Source organism: Paenibacillus sp. Soil787, from assembly GCF_001429545.1.
Classification (GTDB): domain Bacteria; phylum Bacillota; class Bacilli; order Paenibacillales; family NBRC-103111; genus Paenibacillus_E.
Genome location: NZ_LMSP01000030.1, coordinates 1 through 20,169, shown reverse-complemented (window position 1 = coordinate 20,169; position 20,169 = coordinate 1). Strand labels below are relative to the sequence as shown.

22 protein-coding genes and 1 riboswitch are annotated in these 20,169 nt (G+C 47.4%); all 22 genes read left to right on the top strand.

Translation table 11 applies throughout. The features are described from left to right. The first annotated feature begins 13 nt into the window (after positions 1–13). The 22 genes from prfA to ASG93_RS23190 all read left to right on the top strand — a co-directional run bounded on the left by prfA (position 14) and on the right by ASG93_RS23190 (position 19,750). The gene (gene prfA, locus ASG93_RS23295) at positions 14–1,090 is read left to right on the top strand and encodes a peptide chain release factor 1 (RefSeq protein WP_047682215.1); all 1,077 of its coding nucleotides are present in this window, start codon (positions 14–16) and stop codon (positions 1,088–1,090) included. Further along, positions 1,090–1,974, top strand: a complete 885-nt coding sequence (prmC, locus tag ASG93_RS23290; protein WP_056835782.1) for a peptide chain release factor N(5)-glutamine methyltransferase — start codon at positions 1,090–1,092, stop codon at positions 1,972–1,974. The genes prfA and prmC overlap by 1 nt, the downstream gene beginning before the upstream one ends. Before the next feature lie 523 nt (positions 1,975–2,497). Continuing rightward, the gene (spoIIR, locus tag ASG93_RS23285; RefSeq protein ID WP_056835781.1) at positions 2,498–3,220 is read left to right on the top strand and encodes a stage II sporulation protein R; all 723 of its coding nucleotides are present in this window, start codon (positions 2,498–2,500) and stop codon (positions 3,218–3,220) included. 56 nt (positions 3,221–3,276) lie between these two features. Continuing rightward, on the top strand, positions 3,277–4,350 hold the full coding sequence (locus tag ASG93_RS23280; RefSeq protein ID WP_056835779.1) for an L-threonylcarbamoyladenylate synthase: 1,074 nt from the start codon (positions 3,277–3,279) through the stop codon (positions 4,348–4,350). Positions 4,351–4,414: 64 nt separating this feature from the next. Continuing rightward, positions 4,415–4,975, top strand: coding sequence for a manganese efflux pump MntP family protein (locus ASG93_RS23275; RefSeq protein ID WP_029195673.1), 561 nt, complete (start codon positions 4,415–4,417; stop codon positions 4,973–4,975). A gap of 61 nt (positions 4,976–5,036) precedes the next feature. Beyond that, complete coding sequence (locus tag ASG93_RS23270) at positions 5,037–5,630, top strand: low molecular weight protein arginine phosphatase (protein ID WP_056835777.1); 594 nt, start codon at positions 5,037–5,039, stop codon at positions 5,628–5,630. Between the two features lie 76 nt (positions 5,631–5,706). Continuing rightward, positions 5,707–5,787, top strand: a riboswitch (ZMP/ZTP riboswitch). 103 nt (positions 5,788–5,890) lie between these two features. Further along, positions 5,891–6,349, top strand: coding sequence for a ribose 5-phosphate isomerase B (rpiB, locus tag ASG93_RS23265; RefSeq protein WP_056835774.1), 459 nt, complete (start codon positions 5,891–5,893; stop codon positions 6,347–6,349). A 40-nt stretch (positions 6,350–6,389) separates the two neighbouring features. Next, the gene (locus tag ASG93_RS23260; RefSeq protein WP_056835772.1) at positions 6,390–6,995 is read left to right on the top strand and encodes a TIGR01440 family protein; all 606 of its coding nucleotides are present in this window, start codon (positions 6,390–6,392) and stop codon (positions 6,993–6,995) included. A 59-nt stretch (positions 6,996–7,054) separates the two neighbouring features. Next, positions 7,055–8,305 (top strand): serine hydroxymethyltransferase, encoded by a 1,251-nt coding sequence (glyA, locus tag ASG93_RS23255; RefSeq protein WP_056835769.1) that lies wholly within the window; start codon positions 7,055–7,057, stop codon positions 8,303–8,305. A 138-nt stretch (positions 8,306–8,443) separates the two neighbouring features. Next, complete coding sequence (locus ASG93_RS23250; RefSeq protein ID WP_056835768.1) at positions 8,444–10,267, top strand: ABC transporter substrate-binding protein; 1,824 nt, start codon at positions 8,444–8,446, stop codon at positions 10,265–10,267. A 197-nt stretch (positions 10,268–10,464) separates the two neighbouring features. Continuing rightward, the gene (upp, locus tag ASG93_RS23245) at positions 10,465–11,094 is read left to right on the top strand and encodes a uracil phosphoribosyltransferase (protein ID WP_056835766.1); all 630 of its coding nucleotides are present in this window, start codon (positions 10,465–10,467) and stop codon (positions 11,092–11,094) included. A 25-nt stretch (positions 11,095–11,119) separates the two neighbouring features. After that, positions 11,120–12,256 (top strand): non-hydrolyzing UDP-N-acetylglucosamine 2-epimerase, encoded by a 1,137-nt coding sequence (wecB, locus tag ASG93_RS23240; protein WP_056835764.1) that lies wholly within the window; start codon positions 11,120–11,122, stop codon positions 12,254–12,256. 223 nt (positions 12,257–12,479) lie between these two features. Next, entirely contained in the window at positions 12,480–12,701 is a 222-nt protein-coding gene (locus ASG93_RS23235; protein WP_056835761.1) for an AtpZ/AtpI family protein, read from the top strand. Beyond that, positions 12,698–13,081, top strand: coding sequence for an ATP synthase subunit I (locus ASG93_RS23230; RefSeq protein WP_235550952.1), 384 nt, complete (start codon positions 12,698–12,700; stop codon positions 13,079–13,081). Before ASG93_RS23235 ends, ASG93_RS23230 begins: the two co-directional genes overlap by 4 nt. Positions 13,082–13,114: 33 nt before the next feature. After that, positions 13,115–13,813, top strand: coding sequence for a F0F1 ATP synthase subunit A (gene atpB, locus ASG93_RS23225; protein ID WP_056835807.1), 699 nt, complete (start codon positions 13,115–13,117; stop codon positions 13,811–13,813). 75 nt (positions 13,814–13,888) lie between these two features. Continuing rightward, the gene (gene atpE, locus ASG93_RS23220; RefSeq protein WP_056835757.1) at positions 13,889–14,113 is read left to right on the top strand and encodes a F0F1 ATP synthase subunit C; all 225 of its coding nucleotides are present in this window, start codon (positions 13,889–13,891) and stop codon (positions 14,111–14,113) included. Between the two features lie 78 nt (positions 14,114–14,191). Next, positions 14,192–14,677 (top strand): F0F1 ATP synthase subunit B, encoded by a 486-nt coding sequence (gene atpF, locus ASG93_RS23215; protein WP_056835755.1) that lies wholly within the window; start codon positions 14,192–14,194, stop codon positions 14,675–14,677. Beyond that, on the top strand, positions 14,674–15,207 hold the full coding sequence (locus tag ASG93_RS23210; protein ID WP_056835754.1) for a F0F1 ATP synthase subunit delta: 534 nt from the start codon (positions 14,674–14,676) through the stop codon (positions 15,205–15,207). Before atpF ends, ASG93_RS23210 begins: the two co-directional genes overlap by 4 nt. Positions 15,208–15,239: 32 nt before the next feature. After that, on the top strand, positions 15,240–16,754 hold the full coding sequence (gene atpA / locus ASG93_RS23205) for a F0F1 ATP synthase subunit alpha (RefSeq protein ID WP_056835752.1): 1,515 nt from the start codon (positions 15,240–15,242) through the stop codon (positions 16,752–16,754). Positions 16,755–16,882: 128 nt separating this feature from the next. Further along, positions 16,883–17,740 carry an ATP synthase F1 subunit gamma gene (gene atpG / locus ASG93_RS23200; protein WP_056835750.1) on the top strand — a complete coding sequence of 286 codons (858 nt, stop codon included), beginning with the start codon at positions 16,883–16,885 and terminating at the stop codon, positions 17,738–17,740. Positions 17,741–17,907: 167 nt separating this feature from the next. Continuing rightward, positions 17,908–19,305 (top strand): F0F1 ATP synthase subunit beta, encoded by a 1,398-nt coding sequence (gene atpD / locus ASG93_RS23195; protein ID WP_056835748.1) that lies wholly within the window; start codon positions 17,908–17,910, stop codon positions 19,303–19,305. Positions 19,306–19,345: 40 nt separating this feature from the next. After that, positions 19,346–19,750 (top strand): F0F1 ATP synthase subunit epsilon, encoded by a 405-nt coding sequence (locus ASG93_RS23190; protein ID WP_056835746.1) that lies wholly within the window; start codon positions 19,346–19,348, stop codon positions 19,748–19,750. Positions 19,751–20,169 lie beyond the last annotated feature (419 nt).

Here is a 20,169-nt window from a genome sequence, read left to right as displayed (position 1 = left end):
GGAGTGATCCTATATGTTGGATCGACTTCAGTCCATTGTGGACCGTTATGATAAATTAAGTGAACTGCTGTGTGACCCGGATGTAACGAGTGATACGAAGAAACTTAGAGAATACTCAAAAGAGCAATCTGATCTTCAAGAAGCTTATGATGCTTATAACGAATATAAGAGTGTGAGCGAACAGCTGGCCGATGCCAAAGTAATGCAGAACGAAAAGCTGGACGATGAAATGCGCGAAATGGTCAAAATGGAGATCGATGAGCTTAGCGAGCAATCTGCCAAGTTGGAAGAACAACTTAGAATGCTCATGATGCCTAAAGACCCTAATGATGATAAGAACGTAATCGTCGAAATTCGCGGTGCTGCAGGCGGCGACGAAGCTGCTCTGTTTGCGGGCGATTTGTATCGGATGTATACGCGCTATGCGGACGCGCAAGGATGGAGAACGGAGATTCTCGATGCTTCTGTAAATGATTTGGGCGGGTTTAAAGAGATTATTTTCATGATCACCGGTAAAGGCGCTTATAGTAAGTTGAAGTATGAGAGTGGGGCGCACCGTGTACAACGAATTCCTGTAACGGAATCAGGTGGACGTATCCATACCTCAACGTCGACGGTAGTGGTTATGCCGGAAGCGGAAGATGTTGAGATTGTCATCCATGATGCGGATATTCGCGTGGATACGTTCTGTTCAAGTGGAGCTGGCGGTCAGTCGGTTAATACGACGAAATCTGCTGTGCGTGTGACGCACGTACCTACGGGTATCGTAGCGACTTGTCAGGATGGGAAATCGCAGAACTCGAATAAAGAGTCAGCGCTGCGCGTTCTTCGTACACGTATTTCTGATAAAATGCGTGAGGAAGAGGAAGCGAAGTATGCGGGCGAGCGTAAAAGCAAGGTGGGTACGGGTGACCGTTCAGAACGGATCCGTACGTATAACTTCCCGCAAAGCCGCATTACCGATCACCGTATTGGTTTGACTTTGCATCGCTTGGAAACTGTGCTGAATGGTGACATGGCAGAGATCGTTTCGGCGCTCACGATTGCAGCGCAGTCCGATGCGTTAGATAACGGGGAGCAGGCAATGTGATGTCGACTGCTGCTAAGAGTATAAGAGAAGCCTTTGTTGAGGCTTCTTCTTTTTTAGGGAAGCTCGGTGTGTCCGAGGCTGCTTCCTGTGTGGAATTGCTGCTGCAGCACTTGCTCAGCTGCAGTCGGACGGAATTGCTGTTCCGATTTCCGGAACAGTTTCCTATGGAGCTGGCGGAGACGTGGCGCCAGTTCGTGGAGCGGAAGGCCGCGGGTGAGCCGGTGCAGTATATTACCGGCGAGCAGGATTTCTTCGGCCTTCCTTTTACGGTTAGCCCGGCCGTGCTGATCCCGCGGCCGGAGACGGAGCTGCTCGTGGAAGCTTTGCTCCACGAGGGCTCGCGTCTGTTCCCGCAAGGCGCTCCGCTGCTTGCGGATGTGGGCACCGGGAGCGGAGCGATCCCGGTGACGGTGGCACACGCGCGCCCTGCGTGGCGCGTGGCGGCCAGCGACATCTCCGCGGCAGCGCTGGAGATGGCTCGCGTGAATGCGCAGCGCCACGGCGTGGCTGCGCGGGTGGAGTGGCTCGAGGGGGACCTTCTCGAGCCCTTTATTGCGCGCCGGATCGCGCCGGATATACTGGTGTCTAACCCACCGTATATCCCTGATGGCGACCTGCCGGCGCTTCAGCCGGAGGTGCGGCTGTTTGAGCCGCACACAGCTTTGTTCGGCGGCGCCCTTGGACTCGACCTATACCGCCGGATGATCTCGCAGCTGCCGCAGCTGCCGCGAATCCCGACCGTGGTCGGGTTCGAGGTGGGCATCCGGCAGGCGGAGGCTGTGGCGGCGATGCTGCGCGCTGCCGCGGACTGGGACGAGATCCGATTCGTGCCGGATCTCCAGGGCATTGATCGCCATGTGATCGCGATCCGCTCACGAGACTAGAGGTAGTTCATGCGTACGTTGGGAAAAGTACACGATATTTTTGGGTGGTACTTAGGTAGGTATTGGAATCAGCTAAGAATGTTTTTCATCGCTAAAGTTGCTCATATGAACAGAAGAGTCACTTTAACAATGTCTTTCACTCTTACAGACGAGCTGCCAGGTTGTTTTGGAGGTAATCGGGTCTGATAAGGATGTTTTTCATCGCTAAAGCTGCTCATATGAACGCAAGAGTCACTTTAACGATGTTTTTCACTCTTTCAGACGAGCTACCATGTTGTTTCGGAGGTATTTGTGTCTGCTAAGTCACCAGACCAGACTATTTCAGAGGCATTCGGGTCTAACAATAGTATTTTTCACTGCTAAACCCTCCTCTTCAGCCTGAACGCCACCACTTCCGTCACCCAACGATCCCAACCCACCCAACTCTATCATTTTTCACAAATTTAAATAGATTACTAGGTTTAGTTCCCCCTCTTATTGCCCATACTGGCTAGTAGAAGCGTAGGGAAAGGGGCTTTTCCTCATGGTTAAGAGATATAATCGTCATTCTTATAAATCTTTATTATTAGTAGCTTTTGCACTTATTGTTATGATAACTTGTTGGGAATCGAATCGTACGAATGCGGCGGTCATTTCGCCTACGATACCGGAAGAATCTATTCGCTTACGTATTCTAGCAAACTCCGATTCGGCGCAGGATCAAGCGTTGAAACGCGAGATTCGTGATGCTATTATTGCTCGTATGCAGGAGTGGGTCGTTGGACCGCAAACGCTCGATGAAGCAAGAGCCGTGGTAAAAGCACATTTGTCGGAGTTTGATATTCTTGTTGGACAAATGATTGAAGCACGTGGCTATAGCTATTCACATACAGTTGAGCTCGGTAAAGTCCCTTTTCCGACGAAAATGTACGGTAATGAAGTGTACCCAGCGGGAGAATATGAAGCGCTGCGCGTGACGATTGGAACGGGGGAAGGTCAGAATTGGTGGTGTGTGTTGTTTCCGCCATTATGCTTCGTGGATTCCTTGTCCGGAGAAGCGGTAACAGCGGCTGCTGTTGTAGCGAAAACAGAGGGTGATGGGAAGGTTCAAGTCGCTTCTACACCTACAACGAAAGACAGTAAAGCTGCTTCAACAGTAAAATCCGATAAGTCTAAACCTGTCGTTAAAGACAATGATGCTAAGCAGCCACAAGTTAAGTTTTTTATCTGGGAAATGGTGAAGAAGATCGTATCGTGGTTCAGCTAAGAAAAGTCACCCAATACCATTTAGGATTAGAATTTTATGTGAAGTTAGGATGATAGATGATCGTGACAAGATACTGGAAAGTGGATCAGGGAATTGGGACCGAGATAGGTATGGAATTAGCTGAAGCTGCCCGGCTTCTCCAAATTGGAGAAACAGTCGCCTTCCCAACAGAGACGGTATATGGTCTTGGGGCAGATGCTACGAATACGGCAGCGGTTGAAGGGATTTTCACAGCGAAGGGTCGGCCTTCGGATAACCCGCTCATTGTCCACATTGCGGATGTCGAACAACTCTCAAGTTTAATTCTTTCGGATTGTGTTACGGCGGATCATCGCCGGCTTATGGAGGTTTTCTGGCCGGGTCCTCTTACGATTGTGCTACCTGTGAAAACAGGTGGCATTTCGTCGTTAGTAACGGCTGGTCTTAAGACTGTGGGTGTGCGGATACCTGATCATCCCGTGGCTTTGCAGCTTCTTCGAGAAGCGGGACTTCCCATTGCCGCACCGAGTGCCAATAGTTCAGGCAGACCTAGTCCAACACTCGCCTCTCATGTCAAAGATGATTTAAATGGTCGGATTGGCGGGATTGTGGATGGTGGCGCAACTGGGGTTGGTGTCGAGTCAACGGTAATCGAGATTGCAGCTGGTGAGTTATACATTTTGCGTCCTGGCGGTATTACGTCGGAGCAGCTGCAATCGGCGCTGCCTGCTGTTCGAATTCATGAGCCCGAGCGGGAAGAGGTACAGGATTCCGATACACCGCGTGCTCCAGGGATGAAGTATACACATTACGCACCAAAAGGATTTATGCATATCGTTCAAGGTGAAAATACAAAAGCTGTTGCTGAATGGATTCAAAACGATATTAATGCAGCCAAAATACGAGGCGAGTCAACGGGTATTCTTACTTTTGAGGAGAGAGCTTCTCGTTACCATGCTGACTTGGTTATTGTCTGCGGTTCGTTATCGCAACCGGAAACAATTGCTCAGGATCTTTATGCTGCGTTAAGGCAATTTGATCAAAGAGGCATTCAATATATAGCTGCAGAGGGTTGTCCAGAAACGGGGATTGGCCTTGCGATTATGAATCGACTTCGTAAAGCAGCCGGTCACCGGCTTGTGCGTGTTTAGCTAGCATGATTCCCTGTTTGTCCGCATATCTTGAGAGAGAAACGTGGACAAGGGGGATAGTGCTATGCTCGCATCTGGGGTGGAATTTGGGCAGCTGGTAACAATTATTATTATGGCGATTGCTTTGGGCCTAGATGCTTTTTCCTTAGGGATTGGCATTGGGATGAAGGGCATTCGTTTGATTGATATTATGAAAATTAGCTTCGTGATTGGCATATTTCACGTTCTCATGCCGTTGATGGGTATGTTTATGGGGCAATATGTTTCATTGCTGCTCGGGAATGTCGCTACAGCGGCTGGGGGATGTTTGCTCATTCTGCTGGGTTCGCATATGGTATATAGTTCGATTCGTGGAGAAGAAGCGACTTCTTTTGATCATCGGTCAGCTTGGGGCCTGACGATCTTCTCTCTTAGTGTCAGTATTGATTCATTCTCTGTGGGTGTATCCCTGGGTATGTTTGCTACGGATATTGTATTGACGGTGCTGATATTTGGTCTGTTTGGGGGGTTGCTATCCATTGCTGGTTTGTTGGTTGGCAGGCGGGTAAGCGGCTGGGTAGGCGAGTATGGCGAGGCGTTTGGCGGGTTAATTTTGCTCACGTTTGGGATCAAGTTTTTACTATGATACAATAGGGGTATTGTAAGTTTTCGCCTTAGCTTATGCTTACGTTTAGGAGGAGGGAATCATGTTGCGAATTCTATTTGTTTGTACAGGAAATACGTGCCGCAGTCCATTGGCAGAAGGTTTGCTGCGTATCAGGGTGCACCAAGAAGGGCTTGCGGCGGAGGTTCGTTCAGCAGGGGTATCCGCGGTGACGGGCGGTCCAATCTCCCGAAATAGTGCATCGCTTTTACAGGAAGCGGGCTTCAAGGAGCCCATTAGTTCTTTGGCGATCCAAGAGTCTGAAGTGAATTGGGCTGATCTCATTTTGACCATGACGATGGGTCATAAGCGTACGGTCATCCAGCGGTTTCCGGGTGCGATTGAGAAAACTTTTACGCTTAAAGAGTACGTAGAGGATGATGCTCATATTTTACAGGCGATTGAGGAGAGGGAGCAGCTCGTTACGGAGCTTCAGCTTAAGCAGGCTCTTTCGCAAGCAGTGTCTGTAGAAGAAAGAAGCCGCATTTATAAACTTGAACATGCGATTCCTGACTTTGACATTTCAGACCCGTTTGGAGGCTCATTAGAGACTTATCGACAAACGGCTGAGGAGATCAACGGGAGTTTAGATAAATTGATTCTGAAAATACGTACACGAAACGAAGGCTCCAACTAACTCAGGTTCGAGTTATAAGAATTGCGGATATATCTTTACACATGGGGTAGAATGCGATAAAATAGAGGTACCAATCAAGACTCAATGTAACTGGCGACGAGTGGGAGTAACCACAATGGAGCATTGAGCTATACGGCCGGTCGCCTGGGCAAAAGAGCAACGCGCGTTTTCTAGCGTGTCCGCTCTTTTTTTCGTTTTCTGGTGAGCTTTGGGATATAATAGGATGGTCGAATTCGAACAAGCAAAGGAGCGTTCTATTCATGAAAATTGCTTTAGGTGCGGATCATGCAGGCTATCGTTTGAAAGATGTTATCATTCCTTTTATTGAGTCATTAGGTCACCAAATCGTCGATTATGGCTGCAGCTGTGCAGATTCGGTCGATTATCCGGACTATGCGCTTCAAGTTTGCGAGCAAGTAGTTTCAGGTGAAGCTGACAAAGGTATTCTGATTTGCGGAACGGGTATCGGGATGTCAATTGCCGCGAATAAGGTTCCAGGCATCCGCTGTGCACTCGTACATGATCTATTTTCAGCGAAAGCAACACGTGAGCACAATGATACGAACGTACTAGCCTTAGGGGAACGTGTTATTGGACCAGGTGTAGCTGAGGAAATCGTGAAAATCTGGCTCGAAACCGAGTTTTCCCAAGGTGTTCGCCACCAGAATCGCATTAACAAAGTGCAAAGTATCGAAGACCGTTTCACACTGCACCCATAGAATATTTCCTAACGGAAAATTCAAGAAACGAGGGATCATGATGACAGATTCCATTCTTGCTAATATTGCCGAGGCTTTGGAAACGAATCTTCGGGAATTGGTCAAAGTCGGCAATCTCAGATCAGGTCAAATTCTGATTATCGGAACGAGCACGAGTGAAATCCTCGGGCATAGAATCGGTACATCGGGTACGCTGGATGCGGCCAAGCCGATTTTTGAAACGGCGCAGCAAATAAGCCGAGAGTTCGGGCTGCATTTAGCTTTTCAATGCTGCGAGCATTTGAACCGTGCAATCGTTATTGAGGAAGAGCTGCTATTGCATGCGCCTCAGCTTGAACCTGTCTCTGTCATTCCGGTGCCAAGGGCCGGGGGCTCGATGGCTTCCTATGCGTATCGCCAATTCACGAAGCCGGTCGTTGTCGAGACGATTCAGGCACATGCCGGAATCGATATTGGCAGCACGCTCATCGGGATGCATCTGCGCCGAGTTGCTGTGCCAGCAAGGCCGCCAGTTCGTAACATTGGCCATGCCTATGTCACGATGGCTTTCACCCGGCCTAAGCTGATTGGCGGTACAAGAGCTGTATACCTGCCTGATGAAGCGGAACAACTCTATCAAACAGCCGCACCCGATGCGGATTGTTAGCCATTACCTCTATGAATAAAGACTTAACAAATAAGACTACCCTGTAGGAGGAATTTAATATGACAAACTTTTTGAGCAAACAAGATCCTAAAATTGTAGAAGCAATGAACCTTGAGCTTGCCCGTCAACGTGACAAAATCGAGCTTATTGCATCCGAAAACATCGTTAGCCAAGCTGTTCTTGAAGCTATGGGTACGGTGCTTACGAACAAATATGCAGAAGGCTACCCAGGCAAAAGATATTATGGCGGCTGCGAGCACGTAGACATCGTAGAAGATATCGCTCGCGACCGTGCAAAAGAGCTTTTCGGTGCTGAGCACGCGAACGTTCAACCGCATTCCGGCGCACAAGCCAACATGGCTGTTTACTTGGCAGCTCTAAACCCTGGTGATACTGTTCTGGGTATGAACCTGGCACATGGTGGTCACTTAACGCACGGCAGCCCTGTGAACGCATCCGGTATTCTCTATAACTTCGTAGCTTACGGCGTAAGCGAGAAAGATTTCCGCATTGATTACGACGATGTTCGTAAAGCTGCATTCAAACACAAGCCTCGCATGCTCGTAGCTGGCGCAAGTGCTTACCCGCGCACGATTGATTTCGAAGCATTGGCTTCCATTGCTAATGATGTAGGCGCACTATTCTTCGTCGATATGGCTCATATCGCGGGTCTTGTTGCTGCTGGCTTGCACCCGAACCCAGTGCCGCATGCACATTTCGTAACGACAACAACTCACAAAACGCTTCGCGGTCCTCGCGGCGGTATGATTCTTACGCGCAAAGCTTGGGCAGCAGCGATTGATAAAGCGGTTTTCCCTGGTACTCAAGGCGGTCCTTTGATGCACACTATTGCAGCAAAAGCAGTTTCCTTCGGTGAAGCTCTGCAACCAGAATTCAAAACATACGGACAAAACGTGATCAACAATGCGCAAGCATTGGCGACTGCTTTAACAGCTGAAGGTATTAATCTTGTTTCCGGCGGTACGGATAACCACTTGATGCTGATAGATTTGCGCAACTTGAACATTTCGGGTAAAGACGCTGAACACGTTCTAGACGAAATCGGTATTACAGCAAACAAAAACGCAATTCCTTTTGACCCAACAAGTCCGTTCATTACCAGCGGTATCCGTCTAGGTACACCGGCAGTAACATCCCGCGGCATGAATGAAGAAGCGATGAAAACAATCGCGAAAGTGATTGGACTTACCTTGAAAAACCCGAAAGACGAAGCTGTTCTTGAGAAAGCACGCGGTTTAGTGAAGGACCTGACAGCGCAGTACCCTCTTTACCCAGGTTTAACTTATTAATTCTAATTTAAAAATAGGTTTAGGCCGGCTCTCTGGAGTCGGTTTTTTTTATACCCATTTATCCGTCCAGAGGCTGTTGACGAAAGGATGGGGCAGACATATACTACTTGGTAATTCATGTAAAAGGAGGTTGCCTCGATGCAGCTTGTTTTACAGTACGTGCAGTTGAAAACAACAATGATGCGGGTTCACAATTATCAACAAACCGATATGGATGTGCCCGTGTCCGTTGAAGAAATAGCCGGCTATCTGTATTGTACGGAACGCAATGTGAAGATATTGATTCGCAAGATGGTTGAGATGGCATGGATTTCCTGGACACCGGGTCGCGGGCGCGGCAATCGTTCTACGATCCGGTTTCTGGCTTCCGTCGAGGATCTTTTGTTCACTGAAGCGAAATTGCATGTTGAACAGGGGAATTTGAACAGCGCGATGAGTTTGTTTCAAATAGAAGGATTGGATACAGGAGTCATAGATCGATTCTTAGCTTGGTTAGGAAGTTACTTTGGATATAGAGGGACTCTTGAGTCTGGCGATATTGAAACCCTTCGATTGCCGATGCAGATGAGAGTTCTGACCCTAGACCCTGTGGATGTGCTCTTCTCTGGCGATCTCCATTTAGTAAAGCAATCTTTCGATACGCTGATCTATTTTGATCCTGCTTGCGGCAGCTTAGAGCCAGGTTTAGCCCATGATTGGGAATGCAATGAAGATGCAACGATCTGGACTTTTTATTTGCGTAAGCGAGTACGATTCCATCATGGCCGAGAGATGACCTCGGCAGATGCGGTCTTTTCGCTTAATCGGGTGCGTACGCTCGGCACAGAAGACTCTCCAAACCGATGGCTGCTGGAATCCGTCAGAGATATCCGCGCAGTGGATCGGCTGACCGTTAGAGTCGAGTTGAAAGCGTCGAATTATATGTTTCCTCATTACGTAAGTTCCTATCAGGCCGCGATCGTACCGGCTGACGTGTACAGCGCTCAGAAAGTGAGCGATCCAGGCATGCTGCCCGTCGGGACGGGTCCGTTCCGGATTACGAGGTATGATGAGGGGGGCGTCACATTCGAAGCGTTCGAGGATTATTACCGGGAGTCCGCCCACCTGGATCGAATTGAGCTGCTTTGCGTTCCGGAAATGGTGAGTGAGCGAAGGTGGCAGCAGCTGAACTTCCAAATGGGCAAGCTCAGCCATTCTAAACAACCGGCACCCGCGCATTGGTGCAAAAAAGAAATCATGATGCTGGGTTCCAGCATGCTGGTCTTTAATTTACGAAAGGAGGGGCCTCAGCAGGATATCCATTTTCGTCAAGCGCTGCAGCTAGTTCTTAATCGCAGCGGCATGATTAAAGAACTGGGGCTATATAATGCGATACCTGCGGTCGATTTCTTGCCGACCGATTCACCAATCGAACTGCCGGAAGATAACCAGCCTGAACGAGCTAGAGAATTACTGAGTCAATGCGGATATGAAGGCCAGCCGATAACGATGATTTTCACTCCAAAAAACCGTGCCCTAGCTGAATGGGTTCATGCTCGATGCCTCGACATCGGAATTCAGGTAGCTCTACAGGAATATTCTTTTGAGGGAATGTCCAAGGTGGATAGGATGCAATGTGCAGATATTATTGTCGGCGGGGTTGTCGCAGATGACGATGAGGCCCGTTGTCTGATTGAGATGTATAAGATAGGCAACTTGGCGCTGCGCGTGTACGCGACCGACGAGCAGCGCAGAACGTTCGATGAAACCATTGCCTCAATCGAAGCTGAGCCTGACAGCCAGGTGCGTTTGCAACGAATCCGCTCCATGCAAGGATTATTATCGCAAAACCAATCGGTCTTATTTCTTGTTCATACGACTCAACAATTAGTTTATAGCCCACATCTTCAAGGCATTTCTTTCAATACGCTCGGTTGGTTCGATTTCAAGAGCATTTGGTTCTGCCCCGAAATCATAGATTGATCTGATCTCATGTTATATCAAAGCCGCTCGGGTGAATAATCCTAGTGGTTTTTTTCTTGAAAAATGGATATTCACGGAAGCTTTGGTTTTACAGAGGATAAGTTGGATAACATATGATATAATGGACGAGGTTTGTCGTACCATGACGATATTTTTTTGTGAAATACATATAATACGCAGCTTTTTAGGAGGAAATTATGGGGAAGTTATTTGTTTGTGATCATCCGTTAATTCAACATAAGCTCACTTATATTCGGGATGAGAATACGAAAACGAAGGATTTTCGAGATCTCGTAGACGAAGTTGCAACTTTAATGGCCTATGAGATTACGAGAGATATTCCGCTTGAGCATATTCAGGTGAAAACGCCGGTGACTACAGCAGATTGCCGTATTATTTCTGGCAGAATGCTGGGACTTATTCCGATCCTGCGTGCAGGTTTGGGTATGGTAGATGGGATACTTAAGCTGATTCCGGCTGCAAAAGTTGGACATGTTGGACTTTACCGTGATCCTGACACGCTTCAGCCTGTCGAGTATTATGTGAAGCTGCCGACAGATGTCCTGGAGCGGGAGTTAATTGTTATTGACCCGATGCTCGCCACAGGCGGATCCGCGAATATGGCGATTGAAGTACTGAAACGCAGAGGCTGTACGCAAATGAAGCTGATGTGCTTAATTGCAGCACCAGAAGGGATCAAGGCAGTTCAACAAGAGCATCCTGATGTTGATATTTACGTAGCTGCCGTTGACGACCACCTGAACGATCATGGCTATATCGTACCGGGACTTGGCGACGCGGGAGATCGTCTGTTCGGCACTAAATAATTGGCTCTAAAGGGAGAAGAAACCGATGAAACGTTTAAAAGTCATTACAATCTTCGGAACAAGACCCGAAGCGATTAAGATGGCTCCGCTTATTTTGGAGCTGGAAAAGCATCCTGAGCATATTGAGTCCCTCGTCTGTGTGACAGCTCAGCATCGACAAATGCTGGACCAGGTGCTCGATATTTTCAAAATCAAACCGGATTTCGACTTGAACGTCATGAAAGACCGTCAAACGCTGAATGAGATTACAATGCGTGTGCTGCAAGGTTTGGAGCCTGTCTTCCAAGAAGCGAAGCCTGACCTGATTCTCGTGCACGGCGATACGTTGACAACATTCCTTGCAAGCTATGCGGCATTCATGCAGCAAATTCAAGTGGGACATGTCGAGGCAGGTCTGCGTACGTGGAACAAAATATCCCCTTACCCAGAGGAAATGAACCGTCAATTAACAGGTGTGCTTGCGGATCTGCACTTTGCGCCAACACAGCAATCTGCTGATAATCTGCGCAAAGAAAATAAATCTGAATCGCAGATTTATGTGACGGGAAATACGGTTACGGATGTGTTTAAATACACGGTACAAGAGAAATTTGATCACCCTGTTCTGGAATGGGCAGCGGGCCGCAAGCTGATTTTGATGACGGCGCATCGCCGTGAAGCGCAAGGTGAGCCTCACCGTCAAATCTTCCGTGCTGTGAAACGTATTGCCGATGAGTTCGAAGATATTGCGATCGTTTATCCCGTTCATCCAAGTCCTGCGGTCAAGGAACCTGCCCATGAGATCCTGGGCAATCACCCACGCATCAAGCTGGTTGACCCATTCGACGTATTCGAGTTCCACAACTTCTATCCGCACGCCCATATGATTCTTACAGACTCTGGTGGTCTTCAAGAAGAAGCGCCTTCTTTTGGTGTGCCGGTCCTAGTTCTACGCGATACAACAGAACGTCCTGAGGGTATCCAGGCAGGTACGCTTGAACTCGTTGGAACGGATGAGGAATTGGTCTACGAGCGCGCTCGCGCACTTCTGACAGACCCAGATTTATACAACAAAATGAGCCAAGCCGCCAACCCTTATGGGGATGGAAAAGCTTCCGAACGTATCGTGCAAGCGATACTTTATCACTTCGGCAAGATCTCTGAGCGTCCGGAAGCATTCTAACCGTGACAAAATCATGACAAACGCTACAGCGTACAGTTCGACTGTTTGGTTTGGAAACTCGCAAACCCTAGAGCCGCAAGGCTCTGAGAGGTTTTGTAGGAAGTCACAAATGAAGTTCCGTCAATTGACAAACCTTGCATGGCTTCGATACAATGAATGAGGATTCGTAGCACTATGTCTACGAGACGGGTTTTCCCATGTGGAAAACTCTCAGGAGGATGCGATGAAACGGCCAAATCCCAATGATAATCCGTGGCGGGCAGTAGCGTTAACTAGTGCAATCGGCATTGACCTTGTTGTTTGTTTAGGAGCCGGATACTTCTTCGGCGAGTGGTTAAGCCAGACGCTAGGTGGACAGTTCTGGTTGTTAGGCGGGTTCTTGCTTGGGCTTGTAACCGGAATCATTAGCATTTACTTCATGATAAAGCATTACGGAGGGCTATGATGGATGACTTTTCAGCCACTCTGAAAACGGTTCAAAATGTGTTTCTTTTCTTCTTATCCTTTTGTTTGGCTGCATGGGCGCTTTTTGTCGATTACCGGGTTTACATTGCCGGACTTATGCTTGGATCTGTTGCGAGCATGATCAGTGCAAGGTTCCTAGCCTGGAAAATCAACAAGTTGGCAGCAGCTGCGATAGAGCAGAAAGGGCGCAAGGTGACCCTTGGTTTTCTGACAAGAGCAGCAATCGCTGGCTTCGTAGGACTGGTTGCCGTTCGGTATCCCGAGCAAGTTGCATTAACGACGACAATCGTTGGATACTTTTTTGCTCAATTGGCAACACTCGTACTGGGTATTCTTTCTATTCGGAAGTCAAAGAAGTAATTCCATTCGATGAAAGGGGTGAAAATGGAAAATATGGAACATAAGGTACCAGAATTTGAGTGGTTAGGTATTACTTTCGATGCATCAGCACTCATGATGATCGGAATTACTACACTTATCGTGCTTATCCTTGCGATTGCAGGAGCTAGCCGAGCATCTGTAACGAATCCTTCGAAAATGCAAAATTTCATGGAATGGGCGATTGAGTTTGTAGAAGGCATTATCGGAAGCACGATTGGATCCAAGCACGGTAAAGGATTTATCGCACTAGGTCTTACGCTCATTATGTATATCTTTATCGGCAACATGCTTGGTCTCCCTTTCTCGATCGTGACAGAAGATCATGTGTCCTGGTGGAAGTCACCGACAGCTGATATCGCTGTAACAGGAGCGTTAACGGTCATCGTAATCGTACTAAGTCACTTCTTAGGGATCACGCGTAATACGAAGCATTACTTCGCGCATTATTTTGAGTTCAAAGGGGCAATGTTGATCCTTCATTTAATTGAAGTTGTATCAAAGCCGCTTACGCTTGCTTTCCGTCTTTACGGTAACATTTATGCGGGTGAAATTATGATATCTGTCATCATGGGTTTAGGCGCGGTGGGTATTGTGCCTCTCGTTGCATGGCAGGGCTTTAGTGTGTTCGTTGGTGCAATTCAAGCCTTCGTATTCACGATGTTAACCATGGTTTATATCTCGCAAACGTTGATTCACGAAGAAGAACATTAAGTATTAGACTTACCTCGGGAAGTCTCGAGTCACTTATACAAAACAAACTTATGAGTTTAAGGGAGGATTTTATCAATGGGAGCAATAGCATTAGTAGCAGCAGGTATCGTATTCGGTTTAGGAGCACTAGGTGCAGGTATTGGTAATGGTTTGATCGTAGGTCGCGCATTAGAAGGTATTTCTCGTCAACCAGAACTTCGTGGTACGCTTCAAACAACAATGTTTATCGGGGTAGGTCTAGTAGAGGCAATGCCGGTCGTTGCATTAGTTCTTGCATTCTTGTTCATGGCAAAAGCTTAAGAAACCGTTTGGCGTTGATGGCCATAGTCGCCACCACGCCTTCGTTTTGCCCACGTTATCAGAAGGGAGTGACGTTACTTGCATATTGAATGGTCCACATTTTTTATACAAATTATCGCGTTTTTGATTCTTTATGTACTTCTTTCTAAATTTGCGTTCGGTCCTCTGTTTGGCATGATGGAGAAACGCAGACAATTGGTGAAAGATCAAATTCAAACAGCTGAAGCGAGCCGCAAGCAAGCTGATGCATTGTTAGAGGAACAAAAGCAAGCGCTGCAACAAACTCGTAAGGAAGCTTACGACATTATTGAGCAAGCCAAGCACACAGGTTCCAAGCAAGCTGATGATATTATTCATGCTGCTAGTGCAGAAGCAACTCGTCTGAAAGACGAAGCGCTGAAAGATATCGAAAATGAGAAGAACAAAGCGGTTGCCGCTCTTCGCAGCCAAGTAGGCGCGATGTCCGTTCTGATCGCATCCAAAATTATTGAGAAACAAATCGACGAAAAGTCACAAGAAGAACTTGTTGAGCATTACCTCAAAGAGGTAGGAGGCAACGTATGAGTGACATCGTCGTAGCGAAGCGTTATGCCAAAGCTCTGTTCGAAGTAGCGAAGGAAAAGAATATCATTTCCCAAGTTGAAGATGAGCTTAAATCTGTAGCTAGTGCGATTAGGGACAATGCAGACTTGCAGAAGTTCCTGAACCATCCGAACATCGGGAATTCCGCTAAAACGGACCTGCTGAAGCAGATTTTCGAAGGCAAAGTTTCCGAACCGGTGTGGAACACGCTGCTTGTCTTGATTGATAAAGGTAGACAGTCGATTCTTTCCGCTTTGGCGAGTGACTATGCTAAGGTTGCGAATGAAGCGCTCGGTCAAGCGAGTGCGACGGTATACTCGGCATTCGTGCTTTCGGATGCACAGCAAGCTGAGATTGCTTCACATTTCAGTAAAGTAACAGGTAAAACGATCCGTGTTTCGTCTGTGGTTGAGCCTAAGCTGCTCGGCGGCATTCAAGTGCGTATCGGTGATCGTTTATATGATGGAAGCTTGGCAGGCAAACTTGATCGTTTGGCCAAAGCGTTAGTTTAATTTAAGCACTGTAAGAATAGGGGTGAAGTTCGTTGAGTATCAAACCTGAAGAAATCAGCTCATTGATTAAACAACAGATTGAAAACTATAAATCCGATATCCAAGTAGTTGATGTAGGTACAGTCATTCAAGTAGGTGACGGTATTGCTCGTGCTCACGGCTTGGAAAACGTTATGGCAGGCGAGCTGCTTGAGTTCCCAAGCGGCGTACTAGGCTATGCTTTTAACCTTGAGGAAAGCAACGTAGGTATCGTTATTCTTGGACCTTACAAAGATATTCGTGAAGGTGATCAAGTTAAACGTACGGGACGTATCATGGAAGTTCCAGTTGGTGAAGAGCTTCTAGGTCGTGTAGTTAACTCCTTGGGTCAACCTGTCGATGGCAGAGGTCCAATTAACACAACAGCGTTCCGCCCTGTAGAGAACATGGCTCCAGGCGTAATGGCTCGTAAATCCGTACATGAACCAATGCAAACAGGTATTAAAGCGATTGACGCGATGGTACCCGTTGGCCGTGGCCAACGTGAGTTGATCATTGGTGACCGTCAAACAGGTAAAACGGCGATTGCGATCGATTCAATCATCAACCAAAAAGGCAATGGCGTGAAATGTATCTACGTTGCTATCGGTCAAAAACAATCCACAGTTGTAGGCGTTGTTGAAACTCTTCGTGCTGCTGGTGCGCTTGACTATACAATCGTTGTAACAGCTTCCGCTTCCGAGCCGTCACCGATGCTATGGTTAGCTCCATACTCCGGTTGTGCTATGGCTGAGTACTTCATGTACAAAGGCGAGCACGTTCTTATCGTATACGATGACTTGTCCAAACAAGCTGCCGCATACCGTGAGTTGTCCCTCTTGCTTCGTCGTCCACCAGGTCGTGAAGCTTATCCAGGGGACGTATTCTACTTGCATTCCCGTTTGCTGGAGCGTGCTGCGAAATTGAACGATGAACTTGGCGGTGGTTCCATTACGGCACTTCCATTCATCGAGACACAAGCAGGCGATATCTCCGCATACATTCCAACTAACGTAATTTCCATCACGGATGGTCAAATCTTCTTGGAATCCGATTTGTTCTACTCTGGTCAGCGTCCAGCGGTTAACGTTGGTAACTCTGTATCCCGTGTAGGGGGCTCCGCTCAAACGAAAGCGATGAAAAAAGTTGCGGGTACACTTCGTGTTGACTTGGCACAATATCGTGAGCTTGCAGCGTTTGCCGCATTCGGATCCGATTTGGATAGAGCGACTAAAGCTCGTTTGGATCGTGGGGTTCGTACGCTTGAAATCTTGAAGCAAGGCGTTCACCAACCTATGTCTTTGGAAAAGCAAGTTGCTTCTCTTTACACGGTTGTAAAAGGTCATGTGGATGATATTCCAGTTCAAGATGTAACGCGTTTCGAAGCACAATTCTTGGCTTTCTTGGAGTCCAACCGTCCTGAAGTTCTGCATAGCATTCGTGATACGAAAGATATTACTGCGGATAACGATAAAGCATTGGTTGATGCAATCAATACATTTAAAAAGAGCTTTGCAGTTTCAGAATAATTCATGATGGCAGAGCTTCATGCCCAAAGTGAAGCTCTTGCTACCATGTGAATCCTGGGCAGGCGGACGCCTGAATTCAGGTCTTCGAATGAAGGCTTTTCTAAGCCTCAAAAGAGAGGTGAGCAGGTATGGCAAAAGGAATGCGCGAGATTAAGCGCCAAATCAAATCCACACAAAGCACGAAGCAAATCACAAGAGCAATGGAAATGGTTGCAGCAGCGAACTTACGTAGAGCGCAGCAATCAGCGGAAGCGGCACGTCCGTACTCCGAGAAGTTGAAGGAAGTGGTTGCAAGCATTGCAGCTGGCACCAAAGGCGTGAAGCACCCGATGCTGCAATCACGTGAAGTGAAGAAAACGGCCTATTTGGTCATTACTTCCGACCGTGGTCTCGCTGGTGGTTACAACGCAAACGTGTTGCGTAAAGCAATGACTGAAATTCGTGAAAATCATAAATCAACAGCTGAGTACTCTATCTTCGTAATCGGACGTAAGGGAAGCAATTTCTTCTCGAAACGAAATATTCCGATTGTTGAAGAAGTAACCGGTGTTCCGGATACGCCGAAATTCTCGGATATTAAGCCTGTTGCAACAGCAGCGGTCGCTAATTTCGTTAACGGTACGTATGACCAACTGTTCCTGATTTACAACAAGTTCCAAAACGCGATTACCCAAATTCCAACCATGATTCGTCTGCTTCCAATGGAAGATGTATCCGGCGTGGCTGCTGCTAGCTATGAGTATGAGCCGTCACCGGAAGGCGTTCTGGAAGTACTGCTCCCTAAATATGCTGAGACGCTTATTTACAGTGCTGTTCTGGAAGGTAAAGCGAGTGAGTTTGGCGCGAGAATGACAGCGATGAACTCCGCAACGAAGAATGCAACGAAGATGATCAGCAGCTACACATTGGCTTACAATCGTGCACGCCAAGCTTCGATTACGCAAGAAATTTCGGAAATCGTCGCTGGAGCTAACGCGAACGCATAATGTCCACATAAGAATTTACAAGTTTTCGACGAGTCGGAAAAAATAAATTCTTATTGGCGAATAAACCATCCGCTTAACGCGGTCGGACATCTTCGAAAAGACCTCGATAGAGGTTTATCTCATAAACGGTCTCGATGGAGACACAAGCTTTACTTAGGAGGGAAACCATGAGCAAAGGGCGCGTTGTGAATATTACAGGGCCTGTCGTCGACATTGAGTTCGAACGCGGACAACTCCCTGAAATTCTGAATGCTATCAAAATTGAAAGAACCGAAGGTGGACAATCCTCCACTATGACGGTAGAAGCGGCTGTTCACCTTGGTGACAACCTCGTACGTTGCGTAGCAATGTCCTCAACAGACGGACTTGTACGTGGTGCCGTAGCAACAGATACTGGCGCAGCGATTACTGTACCCGTTGGTGCAGCAACATTGGGTCGTGTATTTAACGTATTGGGCGATCCGATCGATGGTGACGAAACAGTTGACCGTACATTAACTAGCCCGATCCACAAAGAAGCTCCGGCTTTCGACAACTTGTCGACAAAATCAGAGATTCTTGAAACAGGTATTAAAGTTATTGACCTTATGGCTCCTTATGCAAAAGGTGGTAAAATTGGTCTCTTCGGTGGTGCCGGCGTAGGTAAAACGGTAACGATGCAAGAGCTAATTCACAACATTGCACAAGAGCACGGCGGTATCTCCGTATTTGCAGGCGTTGGTGAGCGTACTCGTGAAGGTAATGACCTTTACCATGAGATGAAAGACTCCGGCGTTATCGCAAAAACAGCGATGGTATTCGGTCAAATGAACGAGCCTCCAGGCGCGCGTCTTCGCGTAGCTTTGTCTGGCTTGACAATGGCTGAGTATTTCCGTGACGAAGAAGGAAGAGACGTTCTTCTTTTCATCGATAACATCTTCCGTTTCACACAAGCAGGTTCCGAGGTTTCCGCTTTGCTAGGCCGTATGCCTTCCGCGGTAGGTTACCAACCAACCCTAGCTACAGAAATGGGTCAATTGCAAGAGCGTATAACGTCAACGAAAAAAGGTTCCGTTACTTCCATTCAAGCGATTTACGTTCCTGCCGATGACTATACGGATCCGGCTCCAGCAACGGCTTTCGCTCACTTGGACGCAACAACGAACTTGGAGCGTAGTATCGCGGCTGCAGGTATCTTCCCAGCGGTAGATCCACTTGCATCATCTTCCCGTGTTTTGACACCAGAAATCGTTGGTGAAGAGCACTATAAAGTAGCACAAGGCGTTAAACAAATTCTTCAACGTTACAAAGAGCTTCTGGATATCATCGCGATCTTGGGTATGGATGAGTTGTCTGATGAGGACAAATTGGTCGTTACTCGTGCGCGTCGTCTTCGTCTGTTCTTGTCTCAGCCGCTTCACGTTGCTGAACCGTTCAACGGATTCCCAGGCTTGTATGTACCAATGAAGGATACCGTGCGCAGCTTCAAAGAAGTTCTTGAAGGCAAGCACGACAATCTTCCTGAAGTTGCATTCCACAACGTGGGTACGATTGAGGATGCTATCGAGAAAGCTAAAACGCTGTAAGGTGCATGCTCTCTAAGTAAGTTTAGGAAGGAGAATCCAAGTGAGTACATTCCTACTGGAAATTGTTACCCCAGAACGCAAAGTGTACGCTGAACAAGTGAACATGGTTAGCGTGAAGGGTGTCGAAGGGGAGCTTGGAATTCTGCCGAATCACATTCCGTTGGTCACTCCATTGAAAATCGCGTCTATTACTGTGAAGAAACAGGGCTCTAAGGACGAAATCATCGCGGTAAACGGCGGTTTCATGGAAGTGCGCAAGGATAAGGTGGTTATATTGGCGGAAAGCGCCGAGCTACCAGAACAAATTGATATCGATCGTGCGAAAGCGGCGAAAGAACGTGCGGAGAAACGTCTTGCTGAAACGAAGCAAGATAACGTTGATTTCAAACGTGCGGAAGCCTCTCTTCAAAGGGCATTAAATCGTATCAGTGTGTCCGGGAAATAATAGATGTTTGACAAAAAGCGGGGGAACTTTGGTTCCTCCGCTTTTTTTTCGAATAGCAAATTGAGGGCAGTACAGATGAAAGAAAGAAAGAACCACTAACTCACTTAAATCGTGGTTTAGAGGTTCTTTTTATAACATGAATGTAATTGACTGTTATTTGCTCCAAAAGTGGTGTTTGTGCTGTATCTCAGTAAATAGAAGCTTTTAGAGACTCTTATTTGCTCTCAGAGCTGTGTTTTGGTCCTTTATCTTAGGAAATAAGAGTCTTTGGAGACTCCTATTCCCCTGTATCGCCTATATTTTCGGCAAATAACAGCTTCTAGAGACTCCCTCTGGGGCCAACGTTTTTCTCTCATATACTCGCTCATTCGTAAGATTTCAACCTCTTGATCAAAAGATGACATATTCAGTTAGACAGG